Source organism: Pseudomonas sp. SWRI68 (genome assembly GCF_014269165.1).
GTDB lineage: Bacteria > Pseudomonadota > Gammaproteobacteria > Pseudomonadales > Pseudomonadaceae > Aquipseudomonas > Aquipseudomonas capeferrum.
On sequence record NZ_JABWRU010000001.1, the window covers coordinates 258963 to 275752 of the forward strand.

Here is a 16790-nt window from a genome sequence, read left to right on the forward strand (position 1 = left end):
GGCTTGAAGATTGCAGCTGTTGTCAGTTTCCGGCTTTGATACTGGTCCAGATCCGGGTGCGAATGCGGTCGAGCTTGGCCGGCATCGCCTCCAGCGCATACAGCTTGCCCATCACTTCGTCACTGGGGTAAATCATCGTATTGCCCTTCATCGCCGGGTCCACCAGGCCATCAGCCTTGAGGTTGCCGTTGGCGTACTGCACGTGGTTACTGATGTTGGCCATCACCTCCGGCTGCAGCAGGTAGTTCATGTAGGCATACCCCGCCTTCTCATCGGGGGCATCGGCCGGCATGGCAACCATGTCGAACCACATCGGCGCGCCTTCCTTGGGGATCGAATACCCCACCTTCACCCCATTCTTTGCTTCATCAGCGCGGTTTTTCGCCTGCAGCACGTCACCGGAGAAGCCCACCACCACGCAGATATCGCCATTGGCCAGGTCACCGGTGTACTTGGATGAATGGAAGTAGCTGATGTACGGCCGCACCTTCATTAGCAAGTCCTTGGCCTTCTCGTAGTCCTTCGAGTCCTGGCTGTGATGCGGCAAGCCCAGGTAATGCAGGGCAATCGGCAGCAGCTCGGGGCCGTTGTCCAGCACCGCGACGCCGCAGCTTTTCAGCTTGCTCATGTACTCGGGCTTGAAGATCAGGTCCCATGAGTCCAGCGGCGCGTTGTCGCCGAGGACTGCCTTGACCTTATCGATGTTGTAGCCAATGCCCGTGCTGCCCCAGAGGTACGGGAAGCCGTACTGGTTGCCCGGGTCGTTGACCTCAAGTGCCTTGAGCAGCACCGGGTTGAGATTTTGCCAGTTGGGCAACTGCGACTTGTCCAGCTTCTTCAGGGCCTTGCCCTGAATCTGCCGGGCCATGAAGTGGTTGGACGGAAACACCACGTCGTAGCCGGAATTGCCGGTCATCAGCTTGCCATCGAGGGTTTCGTTGCTGTCGTACACGTCGTAGGTGGGATTGATGCCGGTGGTTTGCTGAAAGTGCTTCAGGGTGTCCGGCGCGACATAGCTGGACCAGTTGTAGATCTTCACCGTGTCGGCGGCGTTGGCCATGCTGGCGGCCAGCATCAGAGGTGCAAGAAGAAGGGTGCGCATGTCGGGTTTACCTTGCTTTGTCTGTTGTTATCGAAGGCAGGCGATCAGCGGATCAGAAAATAAGCACGTAAGTCTTGCGCACGGTCTCCAGGATGTCCCAGGTACCGGTGCTGTTGGCCGGTAGCGTCAGTGCGTCTCCGGCTTCTATGTAGAGGGGCTCGCCACCGTCGGGGGTGAAGGTGCAGCGACCCTTGATGATGTGGCAGAACTCTTGTTGCACGATCTGCCGTCGCCAGCGCCCGGGGCTGCACTCCCAGATGCCGGTTTCGACGCCATCGCTGCGCTCCACGCAGGTGACCGAGGTCACCGCCACGGGCTCGCCGAGCGGCACTGCGACCGGGTTGGTGCTGTCCAGGACGGCGCTTTCAGTGTGTTTGAAGTGAGTGATGTTCATGACCGGTGGATCCTGTGTAGGTGAACGGTAAGTCAGTGCATGAAGCCTTCCATGAAGTCTGCCAGTGAGCTGGCCAGGCGCCGCCGCCACGGTGCGCTGGCGCGGTTGGCGAGGGTGCGGTCCTCGTGGACGAAACTCTGGATGATCGCGTTGTAGCCCAACCAGCGGCAGGGCTCGGGTGGCCAGCTGGCCAGGCTCGACAATGGGCGGTTGTCGAGTACCCAGGGTTGCGCGGTCAGTGCGTTGTGCTGGTTGAGGATCAGTGCCGCCAACGTCCGCCCGCCGAGGTTGGTGGCGCCGACCCCCTCGCCGCCGTAGCCGCCGGCCAAGGCGATGCCGCGCTGGCGGTCGCACAGCATGTGCGGTCGGAAGCGTCGGGCCATGCCCAGGTTGCCGCCCCAGGAGTGGGTGATGCGCACATGCTTGAGCTGCGGGAACAGCTCGCTGAACAGGTAGCGGCGCAGTTCGACTTCGGCTTCGGTCAGGGTGAAGTCTTCGCGCAGGCGGCCACCGAAGCGATAGCCGCCACGGGCGCCGAACACCAGGCGGTTGTCGGCGGTGCGCTGGCCGTAGGTAACCTGACGGCTGCTTTCGCTGAAGGCTTGGCCCTCGGCCAGGCCGATCTGCTCCCAAATCGAATCGGGCAGTGGCTCGGTCGCCACCAGCAAGCTCTGCACCGGTAGCTGATGCTTGCCCAGCGGTGGCAGGCTGGCGGCGTAACCTTCCACGGCGGGCACCGTCCACTGGCAGCGGATGCGCGCCAAAGGGGTGCGAACTTCACCGGGCTGCCAGTCGATGGCAGGGGTGTTCTCGTAGATCGGCACGCCCAGCGCCTCTACCGCTCGGGCCAGGCCGCGGGCCAGCTTGGCGGGCTGGATGGTCGCGGTGTGCGGGCTGTAGATCGCGCCGTAGGCGTTGCTCACCCGCAGTTGTGCGTCCAGTTGCTCGGGCCGCAGCCAGCGGTAGTCATCCTCGGTCATGCCCTGGCGGTACAGGTCATCGAGGTAGGCACGCAGGCTGCGTTCCTGTTCCGGGTAGCGGGCGGCGCAGTACAGCACGCCACCTTTGCGGTAGTCGCAGTCGATGGCTTCGCGTTGCAGCACGGCGTGGACTTCATCGGGGATGCCATGCAGCAGGTCGATGCTGGCGCGGCGTTGTTGCGGCGACAGAGCGGCAAGCAGGCGGTCTTCGCCGAGCAGGTTGCCCATCAGCCAGCCGCCATTGCGCCCAGAGGCGCCGAAGCCGGCGATGTTGGCTTCGATCACGGCAATGTTCAGCTGGGGCGCCTGGCGCTTTAGGTAGTACGCGGTCCACAGGCCGGTGTAGCCGGCGCCGATGATGCACACGTCAACGTCAAGGTCGTTTCGCAGTGCCGGGCGCGCGCACAGCGGCTCGTCGAGCTGGTCCATCCACAGGCTGAGCGTGCGCAGGGGTTGCATCAGTTTCGGCTCCACATCCGTCAAGGTCTGTGGGCGATCCTAGTGGCGTTGGGGGAGGGCTGTCTTACGTGCGTGCACGCAGGGAAATTTGCTTGAGGTAGGCCTTGGGTGTGAGCCCGGTCTGTTCACGGAAGCACTTGTAGAACGCCGACAGCGAATTGAAGCCCGCGCTGAACGCCAGCTCATCGATCGTTGCCTCGACGCTGTCGTCGTTCAGGCTGGCCATCAGGTGCTGTAGCCGCGCCTGGTTCACGTAGCGGTAGAAGCTTTGGCCAAGCACCTGGTTGAGCAGGTAGGAGATCTGGTTGCGGCTGTAGCCGCTGGCATCGGCGACCTGCTGCAAGTCAAGTTCAGGGTCGAGGTAGGGGCGTTGACGCTGGAAGTAGCACTCCAGGTCCTGGGCCATGGTCGACAGCTGGCGCGGTGAAAGGCCCAGGCGGCTGGTGGCCGGGCGCGGGCCGCTGCCAGCTTGCCCTCGGTTGTTCTGCCGGACCAGCGTGGCGTATTCGTTGACGCGCCAGATCAGCCCGTCCTTGACGGTGATGGCCTCGCTGGACTGGAACGCCACCAGGCCTTCACCGCCCTGCACCGTGACCTGGTACTGGATGAACGCAGTGCAGCCATCGACGCGGATTCGGTCGCTGTGGACGATGTCCTCGCCGGCTTCATGGGGCAGGCAGGCGCGCACGTAGTCGCGCAGCGCGTCGAAGCCGAGCACGCGGTTCTGGAAGAAGTCGTGGTACTGGACGTCGGGGTGATAGAGCGCGATCACGCCGTCGAGGTCGCGGTGCTTCCAGCACAAGTGGTAGCGCATCACAGTTTCGGCGGTGATGGGCGTCTGTTGCGGGCCGTCGGCTGGGTACTGGGAGGTCATGGGCAGATAGTGCCAGATCAACCGGCATTGCAGAACACGGCGTTGGCGTGTGGTGAATCCGGCATTTTGCACGGTCCTTGGTTGGCCCAGTGATTTAAGTCATTGATTCAGTTGGGTGTCATTTTTTGACACAACTGGCACACCCCCTGCACTGGCTCTAGGGCGAACGGACTTGTTGATCACTACAAAGGCGAAAAACCATGATCCCCTCTGCCGATTACCCGTATGTCGATTCACAGCATCGCTCTGGCGTGTCCTGGGCGGCCATTTTAGCGGGGGCCGCAGCGGCTGCCGCGTTGTCATTGATCCTTGTGGTGCTGGGTGCGGGGCTAGGCTTCGCGGCTACCTCACCCTGGGCTGATGAAGGTGCCAGCGCCCAGACCCTGGGTGTTTCGGCGATCATCTGGCTGCTACTGACACAGATCTTCGCCTCAGGCTTGGGCGGCTATATCGCCGGTCGGCTGCGGGTGAAGTGGGCCAATCTGCAGGGTGATGAAGTGTATTTTCGTGATACGGCCCATGGCTTCCTTGCCTGGGCAGTGGCCACGCTGGTGGCGGCCATGTTGATACTGAGCACCGCCGGTGGCCTTGCCACTGCCGGTGCGCAAGCCGGGGCGAGCGCGGTAGGGGCTGCCGCCAGCATGGCGCCAAAGCCTGATCCCAATGCCTATTTCGTTGACAGCCTGTTCCGCAATGACGGCCCGGCACCTGTCAGTGATGACGCCGCCAATGGTATTGCGGCGCGCATTATTGCCAAGTCCATCGCGCAAGGGACGCTGGCCGAAAGTGATCGCGCTTACCTGGCGCAACTGGTGGCCCAGCGTACCCGCCTGAGCCAGGCCGAGGCCGAGGCACGGGTCGATCAAGTGTTCGCTCAGGTTCAACAGGCCAAGGTAGAGGTGCAGCAGGCCGCTGACACGGCAGCCAAAGTGGCGGGCTGGACGGCCCTGTGGACCTTCGTTGCACTGTTGTGTGGGGCATTCTTCGCCAGCCTTGCCGCGCTGCTCGGTGGCCGTCAGCGTGATCGCGTCGTATGGCTGGAAGCGGAAGGGGTGGACTACACCGCGCGTCGTACCGTTCAACGTTAAGTAAGGAGAAACATCATGCGCTCATTACTGCTGTGGATGATTGGGGTGCCGATTCCGGTGATTATCCTGATTGCGATATTCATGCATTGAGAGTCTTGGGGGCGCTTTGCGCCCCTTCGCGGGGCAAGCCCGCTCCCACAGGTACCTCGCATGTCCCAACCAGGCGAGGTACATGGGGGAGTGGGCTTGCCCCGCGAAAAAACTCACACCGATCTAGAGAAACTGCTCCGCATAGTGGCACGCCACCTGCCGCGTCCCCACCTGCCGAAACGCTGGCACCTCCTTCCCACACCGTTCCGTCGCATACGGGCAGCGCTTGTGAAAGGCACACCCATCCGGCGGGTTCAATGGGTTGGGCAGCTCACCGACAATCCTGATCTTCGGTTTCAACGGGTCTGGGTGAATCGCCGGCGTTGCCGACAGCAATGCCTGTGTATAAGGATGCAGCGGCTTCTCGTAGATGTCCGCCTTAGGCCCCATCTCCGCCGGCCGCCCCAGGTACATCACCAACACGTGGTCCGCCACATGCCGCACCACGGCTAGGTTGTGCGAGATGAATACATAGGCTGTATTGAATTCCTTCTGCAGGTCCATGAACAGGTTCAGCACCTGTGCCTGGATCGACACGTCCAGCGCCGAGGTCGGCTCGTCCGCCACCAGCACCTTGGGCTGTAGCATCATCGCTCGGGCCAGGGCGATACGCTGGCGCTGGCCGCCCGAGAACATGTGCGGGTAACGCTGGTAATGCTCGGGCCGCAGGCCGACCTGCTCCATCATCTTCTGCACTTTCTCGCGCCGCTCGGCCTTGCTCAACGAGGTGTTGATCAACAGCGGCTCGGCCAACTGGTCGCCGATCTTCTGCCGCGGGTTCAGCGAGGCATAAGGGCTCTGGAAGACCATCTGCACGTCACGGCGAAGTTGCTTGCGTTCGGCCTTGCTGGCGCCCTTGACCTCGGTGCCGGCGATCTGCAGCGAGCCGGACGAGGGCTCTTCGATCAAGGTCAGCGCGCGGGCCAGGGTCGACTTGCCGCAGCCGGACTCGCCGACCACGGCCAGGGTCTTGCCGGCCTCCAGTTCGAACGACACGCCATTGAGCGCGCGCACCAGGGCGTGGCCCTTGAACAGGCCACGGGACACTTCGTAATGGCGAGTCAGCTCGCGGGCAGTGAGTACGACGGCCATCACGCCACCTCCTGGTTCAGCGGGTAGAAACAACGCACCAGGCTATGTGCCTGGGGGGCGAGGGGGGGGCGCTGTTGCCGGCAGTTGTCCTGCACGTAGGGGCAGCGCGGCGACAGCAGGCAGCCTTGCGGCCGGTCATAGCGACCGGGGACGATGCCGGGCAACGTCGCCAGGCGCTCGGCACCCAGGCTGTGCTCGGGGATCGCCGCCAGCAGCGCTTCGCTGTAGGGGTGCGCTGGCACGTCGAACAGCTCGGGCACCTGGCCCACTTCCACGGCTTGGCCTGCATACATCACACAGACACGTCGCGCGGTTTCGGCCACCACGGCCAGGTCATGGGTGATCAGGATGAGCGCCATGTTGCGCTCCTTCTGCAGGTTCACCAACAGCTCCATGATCTGCGCCTGGATGGTGACATCCAGGGCCGTGGTCGGCTCATCAGCGATCAGCAGCTTGGGTTCCCCGGCAATCGCCATGGCAATCGCCACGCGCTGGCTCATACCGCCGGACAATTGGTGCGGGTAAGCGTCCAGGCGGCTTTCTGCGGCCGGGATCTCGACTTTTTTCAGCAGCTCCAGGGCACGCTGGCGCGCCGCCTTGCCCTTCAGGCCCAGATGCTGGCGCAGTACTTCCTCGATCTGAAAACCTACGGTGTAACTTGGGTTGAGCGCGGTCATCGGGTCCTGGAAGACCATGGCGATGTCCTTGCCCACCACCTTGCGCCGCTGCCGGCCGCTGAGCTTGAGCATGTTGGTGCCGTTGAACGTCAGGGTGTCGGCGGTGATGCGCCCGGGGGCGTCGATCAGCCCCATCAAGGCCATCATGGTGACCGATTTGCCCGAGCCGGATTCGCCGACGATGGCCAGGATCTCGCCGGCATCCACTGCCAGGTCCAGGCCGTCGACCACGGGTACCGCGTTGGCGTCGCCGAAGCGCACGTTGAGGTTGTTGATCTGCAACAGTGACATGGCGTTCTCCTCAGGCGGCGTTCTTGAGTTTCGGGTCCAGCGCATCACGCAGTCCGTCGCCCATCAGGTTGATTGCCAGCACGCTGAGCAGAATGGTCACCCCAGGCAGGCTGACCACCCACCAGGCGCGTTCGATGTAGTCGCGGGCCGAGGCCAGCATGGTGCCCCACTCGGGCGTTGGCGGTTGCACGCCCAGGCCCAGGAAACCCAGGGCCGCGGCGTCGAGGATCGCCGAAGAGAAACTCAAGGTGGCCTGCACGATCAACGGCGCCATGCAGTTGGGCAGCACAGTGACGAACATCAGGCGCGGCAGGCTGGCACCGGCCAGGCGGGCGGCGGTGACGTAGTCGCGGTTCAGTTCACCCATCACTGCGGCGCGGGTCAGGCGCACATAGGCGGGCAGCGAGACGATGGCGATGGCGATCACCGTGTTGAGCAGGCCGGGGCCGAGGATGGCGACGATGGCCACCGCCAGCAACAGCGACGGCAGGGCCAGCATCACGTCCATCAGGCGCATGATCGAGGGGCCGAGCAAGTGCGGGAAGAAGCCGGCCAGCAGGCCCAGCAGAATCCCCGGGATCAGCGAAATCACCACCGACGACAAGCCGATCAGCAATGACAGCCGGGCACCCTGGATCAACCGCGACAGCAGGTCGCGACCCAGCTCGTCGGTACCGAGGATGAATTGCCAGGTACCCCCTTCGAGCCACACCGGTGGGGTCAGCAGGAAGTCGCGGTACTGCTCGCTCGGGTCATGTGGGGCGACCCAGGGGGCGAACAGGGCGCAGAACACCACCAGGCACATGAAGGCCAGGCCCATCACCGCGCCCTTGTTGCGCGAGAAGGCGTGCCAGAATTCCTTGTACGGCGAGGGGTAGAGCAGGCTTTGGTCCACCGGGCTGGCCGGTGTGACGGGTTTTGCAAGTGGACTGGTCATGGCGGGGGCCTCAGCGCTGATGACGGATGCGTGGGTTGGCCAGGCCGTAGAGGATGTCCACGACGAAGTTGACCAGAATCACCAGGCAGGCGATCAACAGGATGCCGTTCTGGACCACGGGGTAGTCACGGGCACCGATGGCTTCGATCAGCCACTTGCCGATGCCCGGCCAGGAAAAGATGGTTTCGGTAAGCACCGCACCGGCCAGCAACGTGCCGACCTGCAGGCCGAATACAGTGAGCACCGGGATCAGCGCATTGCGCAGGCCGTGCACGAACACCACGCGGGCCGGCGACAGGCCTTTGGCGCGGGCGGTGCGGATGTAGTCTTCGCGCAGCACTTCGAGCATCGACGAGCGGGTCATGCGGGCGATCACCGCCAGCGGAATGGTGCCCAGCACGATGGCCGGCAGGATCAGGTGCATCACGGCGTCCTTGAACGCGCCTTCTTCGTCGCTGAGCAGGGTATCGATCAACATGAAACCGGTTTTCGGCTCGATGTCGTAGAGCAGGTCGATGCGCCCGGACACCGGCGTCCAGCCCAGGCTGACCGAGAAGAACATGATCAGGATCAGCCCCCACCAGAAGATCGGCATGGAGTACCCGGCGAGCGAAATGCCCATGACCCCGTGATCGAACAGCGAGCCGCGCTTGAGCGCGGCGATCACCCCGGCCAGCAACCCGACGATGCCGGCGAACAGCAGCGCGGCAAAGGCCAGCTCCAAGGTGGCTGGGAACAGGGTGAGGAATTCGGTCCACACGCTTTCGCGGGTGCGCAGCGATTCACCCAGGTCACCCTGGGCGAGCTTGCCCACATAGTCCAGGTACTGGACCGGCAGCGGCTTGTTCAGGCCCAGGCGCTCCATGGCCTGGGCGTGCATTTCGGGGTCGACCCTGCGCTCGCCCATCATCACTTCCACCGGGTCGCCGGGGATCAGGCGTATGAGCGCGAAGGTCAGCAAGGTGATACCGAAAAAGGTCGGGATCAGCAGGCCCAGGCGCCGGGCAATAAAACTCAACATTGTCGGGGTTACCTCATCAGCCGTTGTACGGCAGTGCCGCTGGTCCCCGTGTGGGCTGCCAGCGGTCGTTGTTTTTCTACTTCACCTTGGTGGTGGCGAAGTTGTTGTTGGTCAGAGGGTTGATCACGTAACCCTCCACGTTCTCACGCATGGCGGTAAATATCTTGGGGTGGGCCATGCTGATCCAGGGCTGGTCGTCATCGTACACCTTCAATGCCTCGCTATAGAGCCTTGCACGCTCGCCGTTGTCGGTCACCTGACGGGCCTGGTTGATCAGCGCCTGGAATTTCGAGTTGCACCAGCGTGCGTAGTTCTCGCCATTTTTCGCCGCCTCGCAACTGAGCAGCGGGGTGAGGAAATTGTCCGGGTCGCCGTTGTCGCTTGCCCAGCCTGTGGAAACCAGGTCGGCCTCGCCTTTTTTGGCCCGGCGCAGCATCTCTGCCCACTCCATGACGCGAATGTCGAGCTTGATGCCGACCTTGGCCAGGTCGGCCTGGAGCATTTCCGCCGACAGCCGTGGGTTGGGGTTGGTCGGGCCACCGCCGCTGCGGGTGAACAGGGTGATGACCGTACCGTCCGGCACACCGGCCTGTTTGAGCAGCGCACGTGCCTGGTCGAGGTCGCGCGGTGGGTTTTGGTTGTCGCGGTTGAAGCCGATCATGCTCGGCGGATAGGGGTTGATGCCGACCACGGCATTGCCTTTGCCGAACAGCTGGTCGACGTGGGCCTGGCGGTCGAAGGCCATGTTGATGGCTTTGCGCACACGCACATCGCTGAGGTATTTGTGTTCGGTGTTCATGGCGATATAGCCGGTGACCAGTGCTTCGGTATTGGCCACCTTGAGCTTGGGGTCGGCCTTGATCGACGGCACGTCCTCAGGCTTGGGGTACAGCGCCACCTGGCATTCGTTGGCGCGCAGCTTTTGCAGGCGTACGTTACTGTCGTTGGCGATGGCGAAAATCAGGGCATCGGCCGGTGGCTTGCCACGGAAATAGTCCGGGTTGGGCTTGTAGCGGACCTGGGCGTCCTTGTTGTAGCGCTGGAAGATGAACGGGCCGGTGCCGATCGGCTTGCTGTTGAGGTCGCCGGTCTTGCCAGCCTTGAGCAACTGGTCGCCGTACTCGGCGGAGTAGATCGAGGTGAAGCCCATGGCCATGTCGCGCAGAAACGGTGCTTCAGGGCGGGTCAGGGTGATGACCACGGTACGATCGTCGGTCTTGTCCACCGACTTGAGCAATTTGCCAAAGGCCATGCTTTCGAAATACGGGTAGCCGACGCTGGTCTTGTCGTGCCAGGGGTGTTGCGGGTCGAGTTGGCGGCGCAGGCTCCACAGCACGTCATCGGCATTGAAGTCGCGGGTAGGGGTGAAGTAGTCGGTGGTGTGGAACTTCACCCCCTGGCGTAGGTGGAAGGTGTAGGTCAGGCCATCGGCTGAGATGTCCCAGCGCTCGGCCAGGGCTGGCTGTATGTCGGTAGTCCCAGGTGTGAAATCGACCAGGCGATTGAACAGCGTTTCGGACGAGGCATCGAACGTCACGGCGGTGGTGTACTGGACGACGTCGAAACCCTCGGGGCTGGCTTCGGTACACACCACCAGCGGCTTGGCCGCAAGCGGCGCGGCGCTGCCCAGGATGAGCGCTGCCAAGGCAGCGTGGAGCGGTAGCGATTTCATGAGTACTCCCTGCAAACATTGATTCCAGCGTAGCCGCCACGGCCTGTTTTTTTCAGTGGGTGAGGCAGGCCGTGGCGTCATCGGTCAGAGGATGTTGAACGGAATGGTGGTCACCAGGCGGAACTCGTCCAGGCTGCCATCGGCCTGCGCCTTGCTGGCGCGGTGCGCGGTGTAGGTGGCGCGGATGCTGGTGTCCTTCAGCGGGCCGCTCTGCACGGCGTAGCTGGTGCCGATGCCCCACTCGTAGTGGGTCTCGCCGTCCATGCCGTTGACGTCATAGGCAGTGCCCCGGTAATGGGTGCCATCGATGCCCCAGCCGCGTGCGTTGTACAGGTTGAACTTGAGGCCCGGCACGCCATACGGCGCCATGTTCAGCACATAGGAAAGCTGCAGCGATTTCTCGTTCGGGCCGTTGAAGTCCGAGAGCAGCGAGTTGGCCAGGTAGATGCCGTTGGTTTCGTGCAGGTAGTCGAAGTACTCGTTACCGTTGACCTGTTGCCATGACGCGCTGAGGGTGTGGGCCTGGTGGGTGAGGGCGAGCGACAGGCTGTAAGTGTCGTTGTCGATCTCGCCTATCTTCTTGCTGCCTGCATCCACGGTCTTGTAGTAGTTCAGGCCGGTGCTCAGGCTGAGCACGGCGCTGTCGCCCAGCACGTGGTTGGCGCCGAAGTAGTACTGGTTCCAGAAGTCGTCGACCTTGGTGGCGTACAGGCTGGTGCTCAGGCTTTTGAACGGCTGGTAGTTGACCCCGGCAGTGCTGGCGCGGTCGGTCTCGACGCCGGCGGCGCCGTACTCGGAGCGGAACTTGCTGAGGCTTTGTTCGGTTCGGGGCGAGACGCGGTCGAAGGTGCCCAGGTCGAACGACAGGTTGTCGAATTCGGCGCTGTGCAGGAAGGCGCCCTGGAAGCTCGATGGCAGGGCGCGGTTGCCAATGTAGGCGATCATCGGCGTGTCCACCGATTGGCGGCCGAGAGTGAGCGTGGTGTTGGACACGCGGGCCTTGATGTTGCCCAGGCCCAGCTTGCTCCACTGGCCGACGGGGTCGCCGTCGCTGTGGGTCAGCGTGCGGTTGTTGGGCCCGGCGATTGCCTCGCGGCTCTGTTGCAGGGCAATGGCATTGTAGCCGGCGGCTTCGACGGCAATACCGACGGTGCCTTGGGTAAAGCCCGAGCTGTAGTTGAGGATGGTGCCCTGCAGCCAGTTCTCGCGGCTGTGGGTGTCGTGGCGAGTACCGTCGCGCTTGTAGTACTTCCAGAGCGGGGCGCGGGTGGCGCGCTCGCGGGCATACCAGTTACGAGTGCTGCCAGAGACGCTTTGGCCGTCGATGAAGCCGGTTGCCTGGTCTTGTTCACTGCTGGTCTTGAGGCTGAGTGGGACGTAGGCCTGGCTTTGGGGTTCGGCTTCGGCCACGGAGCAGACGCTGCCGAGGGTCAATGCCAGTGCGGTTGAGGTGAATAGTCTCAAGGTGAAAACTCCCTTTCCTTTTTCTAGTTATTACCGGCCTTGTGAGCCGGGCGTGTTGCTGCGGTGTTGCCAGAGTTGCCCGGGGTTGCCGGGCTAATCAGGGGGAGGGGTGTTGTTTGTAGCGGCTAGTGCCTAATCAACACTCACACCGGAAAAATTGTTGCGGCCAAAGGGGCTGACCTTGAAATCGGCAACCTTGATGCTGATCGGCTGGTTCACCGTGGAGTGCGCCACCGGGGTGATTGGCACCTGTTGCTTGAGCCGCTGCTGGGCCTGCCGGTAGAGGGCGGTGCGTTGTTCGCGGTCGGTCACCTGCTTGGCTTGCTTGACCAGGCTGTCGTACTGCGGGTCGCACCACCGGGAGTAGTTGTTGCTGCCGATGGCGTCGCAGTTGTAGAGGGTGCCGAGCCAGTTGTCAGGGTCGCCGTTGTCACCGGTCCAGCCGATCAGGGCAATGTCGTGCTCGCCGCTTTTCATGCGCTTGAGGTATTCACCCCACTCGTAGCTGACGATACGTACCTTGAAGCCAAGCTTGCTCCAGTCGGCCTGGAGCATCTCGGCCATGAGCTTGGCATTTGGGTTGTAGGGGCGCTGCACGGGCATGGCCCACAGGGTGACTTCGGTGCCTTCCTTGACCCCGGCCTGCCTGAGCAGTTGCTTGGCTTTTTGCGGGTCGAAGGGCGCGTCCTCAAGGCTGTCGTCATAGGACCACTGGGTCGGTGGCATGGCGTTGACTGCGCGCTGCCCGGAGTCCTGATACACCGCCTGAAGGATCGCCTGCTTGTTCACCGCCATGTCCATGGCCTGGCGCACTTGCAGGCGGTCGAACGGCGGGTGCTGGGTGTTGTAGGCGATGTAGCCAAGGTTGAAGCCAGGTTGCTGCAGCACTTCGAGTTTGTTATCGGCCTTGAGCGCCGGCAGGTCGGCGGGGCGCGGGTGCAGGGTGACCTGGCATTCGTTGCGCCGCAGCTTCTGGATACGTACCGAGGGGTCGATGTTGATCGAAAACACCAGGTTGTCGATTTTCACCTGGCCCGGCGCCCAGTACGCCTTGTTGCCCTTGAAGCGGATCTGCGAATCCTTCTGGTAGCGCTGGAACACGAACGGTCCGGTGCCGATGGGCTGCTGGTTGATGTCGCTGGGGCGCCCGTTGGCCATCAAGTGCTCGGCGTACTCGGCGGACAGCACCGAGGCGAAGCTCATGGCCAGGTTCTGCACGAAGGCGGCGTCGACCTTGTTCAGGGTGAACATCACGGTCAGCGGCCCGGTCTTTTCGAGGCGGGCGATGTTCTTGTCCAGGCCCATGCTGACGAAGTACGGGAATTCGGTGGGGTAGGCCAGACGGAACGGGTGGCCCTTGTCGAGCATGCGGTTGAAGGTGAACAGCACGTCGTCGGCATTGAAGTCGCGGCTGGGGCTGAACGCCTTGTTGGCGTGGAACTTCACCCCCTCACGCAGGTGGAAGGTGTAGCGCAGCCCATCGTCGGACACGTCCCATTGGGTGGCCAGGGCCGGCTGCACCGCCGTGCCACCGCGCTCGAACTCGACCAGGCGGTTGTACAGCGGTTCGGCGGCGTCGTTGTCAGTGGCGCTGGTGTACTGGGCCGTGTCGAAGCCGGCCGGGCTGCCCTCGGAGCAGAACACCAGGTTTTTTGCGAGCAGGGCCGGGGAGAGGCTTATCAGGCCCAGCGCGAGCAGGGTCGAAAGGGGGGTGGCAGGGCGCATGGCAAGTCCTTGTTGGTCTGTTTCGCCGCCTCGGGGTACGAATGGCGGCAACAGTTCGCCGATCCCGCTGCGGATGGCGGCGGGGCGGTATGCTGTGATCGGATCTGGTGGGGCTGGCACCCGCCGCCTGGCGGGTGCCGGGATCTACCCTATTTGTCCACGCTGACGCCGTAGAAGGCGTTCAACGCGAACGGGCTGATCTTGAAGTCCTTCACCTTGGCGCTCATGGGCTGGTACACGGTGGAGTGGGCGATCGGGGTGATCGGCACCTGCTCCTTGAGGATGTGCTGCGCCTGCTGGTACAGCTCGGTGCGCTTGGCCTGGTCCGAGGTGGCCTTGGCCTGCTTGATCAGGTCGTCGTAAGGCTTGTAGCACCACTTGGAGAAATTGTTGCCGTCGACGGCATCGCAGCCGTACAGGGTGCCCAGCCAGTTGTCCGGGTCACCGTTGTCGCCGCTCCAGCCAATCAGCATGGCGCCTTGTTCGCCGCCTTTTGAGCGCTTGATGTACTCGCCCCATTCATAGCTGACGATTTTTGCCTTGATGCCGATCTTGGCCCAGTCGGCTTGCAGCATTTCAGCCATCAGCTTGGCATTTGGGTTGTACGGGCGTTGCACCGGCATGGCCCACAGGGTGATCTCGGTGCCTTCCTTGATGCCGGCTTGCTTGAGCAGCTGTTTGGCCTTTTCCGGGTCGTAGGTGGCGTCCTTGATACTGTCGTCATAGGACCACTGGGTGGGCGGCATGCCGTTTACCGCCAACTGACCGGCACCCTGGTAAACCGATTCGATGATTTTCTTCTTGTCCACCGCCATGTCCAGTGCCTGGCGCACTTCGAGTTTGGCCATGGGGTTGGGTGCGTCGCTGCCCTTGATCTTGTCCATCACGTTGTAGGCGATGTAACCGAGGTTGAAGCCGGCCTGATGCGGCATCTGCAGGTTCTTGTCGGCCTTGAGCGGCTCGATGTCCGCCGGCCGCGGAAACAAGGTGACCTGGCACTCGCCCTTTTTCAGCTTCTGCATGCGCACCGAGGCATCGGTGGTGATGGCGAAGATCAGGTTGTCGATCTTCACGTCCTCGGGTTTCCAGTAGTCCTTGTTGCCCTTGAAACGGATCTGCGCGTCTTTCTGGTACTTGCTGAACACGAACGGGCCGGTGCCGATCGGCTTCTGGTTGAGGTCGGCGGCCTTGCCCCCCTTGAGCAACTGGTCGGCGTACTCGGCCGACTGAATGGAGGCGAAACTCATCGCCAGGTTCTGGATGAACGCGGCGTCGACGTCGTTGAGGGTGAACTTGACCGTGTGTTCGTCGACTTTCTCCAGCTTGGCAATGTTCTTGTCCATGCCCATGTCGGTGAAGTAGGGGAACTCGGTGGGGTAGGCCTTACGGAACGGGTGGTCCTTGTCGAGCATGCGGTTGAAGGTGAACAGCACGTCGTCGGCATCGAACGGGCGGCTTGGCTTGAAGTAGTCAGTGGTGTGGAACTTGACCCCTTCGCGCAGGTGGAAAATGTAGGCCTTGCCGTCGTCGGACACTTCCCATTTTGTCGCCAGGCCCGGAATCACGGCGGTACCGCCACGTTCGAACTGGGTCAGGCGGTTGAACACGGTCTCGGCCGAGGCGTCGAAGTCGGTTCCCGTTGTGTACTGCCCTGGGTCGAAGCCGGCGGGGCTGCCTTCGGAGCAGAACACCAAGTTGGACGCCGCGTGGGCGTGGGGGGCGCCAGCGAGCAAACCTGCGCCAAGCAGGAACGGAATGACTGCGTGTTTGAGCATGGTGGCCTCATTGTTGTCATTTTTGATTGAGGTGGCCTCGTGAGCCGACCTGAGGATACTTATGCAGGGGCTATTCCCAATGTAACACTCGGAAGGACAGTTGGCGCCAGAAATGTGGTACGACCGTACATGTATGTCGCATCGGTATAACTTTTGGCGAAGTTAAACGTTTGCGAGGGCAGAATGATGGCTTTTTGCTGAATTTTACGAGGGGGAGGAATTGTAGGCATGCACCGCCAGGGTGCGTAGGAAATGTCTGAAAATGCTAAAAGTGGCCATGCTGCGGGGCTGGCCAGAAGGGGGCGCAACGCGCCCCACTGTGCCTCAAGGCATCTGAACTTCGATCAAGCCATCGGCATTCATGCTGACTTCGCTGGTGCCCGCCTCGATATCCGGCGCCGGTGCCGCTTCGTCACCCGCCATAGCCTTCATGGCCATCGGTGCGCTGCGCATATAAGGGCGCGGGTAACCGCTGCTGTTGAGGTTCAGGTTGACCACTTTGTAGCCCTTGCCACCCAGTGCCTCGGTGGCCAACTGAGCGCGTGCCTTGAAGGCATTGACGGCGTCCTTGAGCAGGTCGTCCTCGCTGGCCTTGCGCGTGGCCGGGGCGATGGAGAAGTCCATGCCGCCCATTTTCAGCGCTTGCAGCAGGTCGGCGGTCAGTTGCGACAGGGCTGGGAAGTTGGCGCTCTCCAGGCGCAGCTCGGCACGTTCACGCCAGCCGGTGATCTTTTGCCCTTTGCTGTCGTACACCGGGTAGCTGTTGCGGCTGCCCTGGCTGATCTTCACATCCTTGACCTGGCGAGACTGCTGCACAGCCTTGTTCATGGTCTCGGTGATCTCTTTGGCAAGCTTGCCCGGGTCGGTGTTCTGCGCTTCGCTGTAGAGGGTCACGACCATCAGGTCGCGCGGCACTTCCTTGCTGACTTCGGCACGCAGCGATACCTGGTTGTAGCGCGGCTCTTCGGCCGCCAGCGCAGGCAGGCTGGCGAGCAGACCGCACGACAGGATCAGGGCAGTGCCGCGACGAGGGATTTGCATGTAAGACTCCTTGGCAATAAAAGGGCGTGGGATCTGGTCTCCATTCCACGCATGGCCCATCAGACCGGGAACAGTGTAGTGGGTTCAAAAGTGCCACTATGCACCTGT

The 16790-nt window shown here is 62.6% G+C and carries 14 protein-coding genes; 1 reads left to right on the forward strand and 13 read right to left on the reverse strand.

The window, feature by feature from the left end; all coding sequences use genetic code 11:
• Positions 1-22 precede the first annotated feature (22 nt).
• The 4 genes from HU770_RS01120 to HU770_RS01135 all read right to left on the reverse strand — a co-directional run bounded on the left by HU770_RS01120 (position 23) and on the right by HU770_RS01135 (position 3809).
• Positions 23-1102, reverse strand: coding sequence for a polyamine ABC transporter substrate-binding protein (locus HU770_RS01120; RefSeq protein WP_186657014.1), 1080 nt, complete (start codon positions 1100-1102; stop codon positions 23-25).
• A 52-nt stretch (positions 1103-1154) separates the two neighbouring features.
• Positions 1155-1496: a cupin domain-containing protein gene (locus HU770_RS01125; protein ID WP_033701144.1), complete on the reverse strand. Its 342-nt coding sequence runs from the start codon at positions 1494-1496 to the stop codon at positions 1155-1157.
• 32 nt (positions 1497-1528) lie between these two features.
• Positions 1529-2935 carry an FAD-dependent oxidoreductase gene (locus tag HU770_RS01130; RefSeq protein ID WP_186657017.1) on the reverse strand — a complete coding sequence of 469 codons (1407 nt, stop codon included), beginning with the start codon at positions 2933-2935 and terminating at the stop codon, positions 1529-1531.
• 64 nt (positions 2936-2999) lie between these two features.
• Positions 3000-3809: a nuclear transport factor 2 family protein gene (locus HU770_RS01135; protein ID WP_033701142.1), complete on the reverse strand. Its 810-nt coding sequence runs from the start codon at positions 3807-3809 to the stop codon at positions 3000-3002.
• Between the two features lie 200 nt (positions 3810-4009).
• On the opposite strand from HU770_RS01135, the gene HU770_RS01140 reads away from it, so the two are divergent.
• Positions 4010-4897, forward strand: coding sequence for a hypothetical protein (locus HU770_RS01140; RefSeq protein ID WP_186662917.1), 888 nt, complete (start codon positions 4010-4012; stop codon positions 4895-4897).
• A 213-nt stretch (positions 4898-5110) separates the two neighbouring features.
• Here the strand turns inward: HU770_RS01140 and HU770_RS01145 are convergent, their stop codons facing one another.
• The 9 genes from HU770_RS01145 to HU770_RS01185 all read right to left on the reverse strand — a co-directional run bounded on the left by HU770_RS01145 (position 5111) and on the right by HU770_RS01185 (position 16682).
• Positions 5111-6079: a peptide ABC transporter ATP-binding protein gene (locus tag HU770_RS01145; protein WP_033701139.1), complete on the reverse strand. Its 969-nt coding sequence runs from the start codon at positions 6077-6079 to the stop codon at positions 5111-5113.
• Positions 6079-7047: an ABC transporter ATP-binding protein gene (locus HU770_RS01150; protein WP_033701138.1), complete on the reverse strand. Its 969-nt coding sequence runs from the start codon at positions 7045-7047 to the stop codon at positions 6079-6081. Before HU770_RS01150 ends, HU770_RS01145 begins: the two co-directional genes overlap by 1 nt.
• A 10-nt stretch (positions 7048-7057) precedes the next feature.
• Complete coding sequence (locus HU770_RS01155) at positions 7058-7984, reverse strand: ABC transporter permease subunit (RefSeq protein ID WP_033701137.1); 927 nt, start codon at positions 7982-7984, stop codon at positions 7058-7060.
• A 10-nt stretch (positions 7985-7994) separates the two neighbouring features.
• A complete protein-coding gene (locus HU770_RS01160) occupies positions 7995-9005 on the reverse strand; it encodes an ABC transporter permease subunit (RefSeq protein WP_016485006.1) in 1011 nt (336 codons plus the stop codon).
• 76 nt (positions 9006-9081) lie between these two features.
• The gene (locus tag HU770_RS01165; RefSeq protein ID WP_047581366.1) at positions 9082-10677 is read right to left on the reverse strand and encodes an ABC transporter substrate-binding protein; all 1596 of its coding nucleotides are present in this window, start codon (positions 10675-10677) and stop codon (positions 9082-9084) included.
• Positions 10678-10761: 84 nt separating this feature from the next.
• Positions 10762-12141: an OprD family porin gene (locus HU770_RS01170; RefSeq protein WP_186662918.1), complete on the reverse strand. Its 1380-nt coding sequence runs from the start codon at positions 12139-12141 to the stop codon at positions 10762-10764.
• A 132-nt stretch (positions 12142-12273) separates the two neighbouring features.
• Positions 12274-13866, reverse strand: coding sequence for an ABC transporter substrate-binding protein (locus HU770_RS01175; protein WP_186662919.1), 1593 nt, complete (start codon positions 13864-13866; stop codon positions 12274-12276).
• A gap of 149 nt (positions 13867-14015) precedes the next feature.
• Positions 14016-15641 (reverse strand): ABC transporter substrate-binding protein, encoded by a 1626-nt coding sequence (locus tag HU770_RS01180; protein WP_047581369.1) that lies wholly within the window; start codon positions 15639-15641, stop codon positions 14016-14018.
• A gap of 324 nt (positions 15642-15965) precedes the next feature.
• On the reverse strand, positions 15966-16682 hold the full coding sequence (locus HU770_RS01185; RefSeq protein WP_186657034.1) for an SIMPL domain-containing protein: 717 nt from the start codon (positions 16680-16682) through the stop codon (positions 15966-15968).
• Positions 16683-16790: the final 108 nt, after the last annotated feature.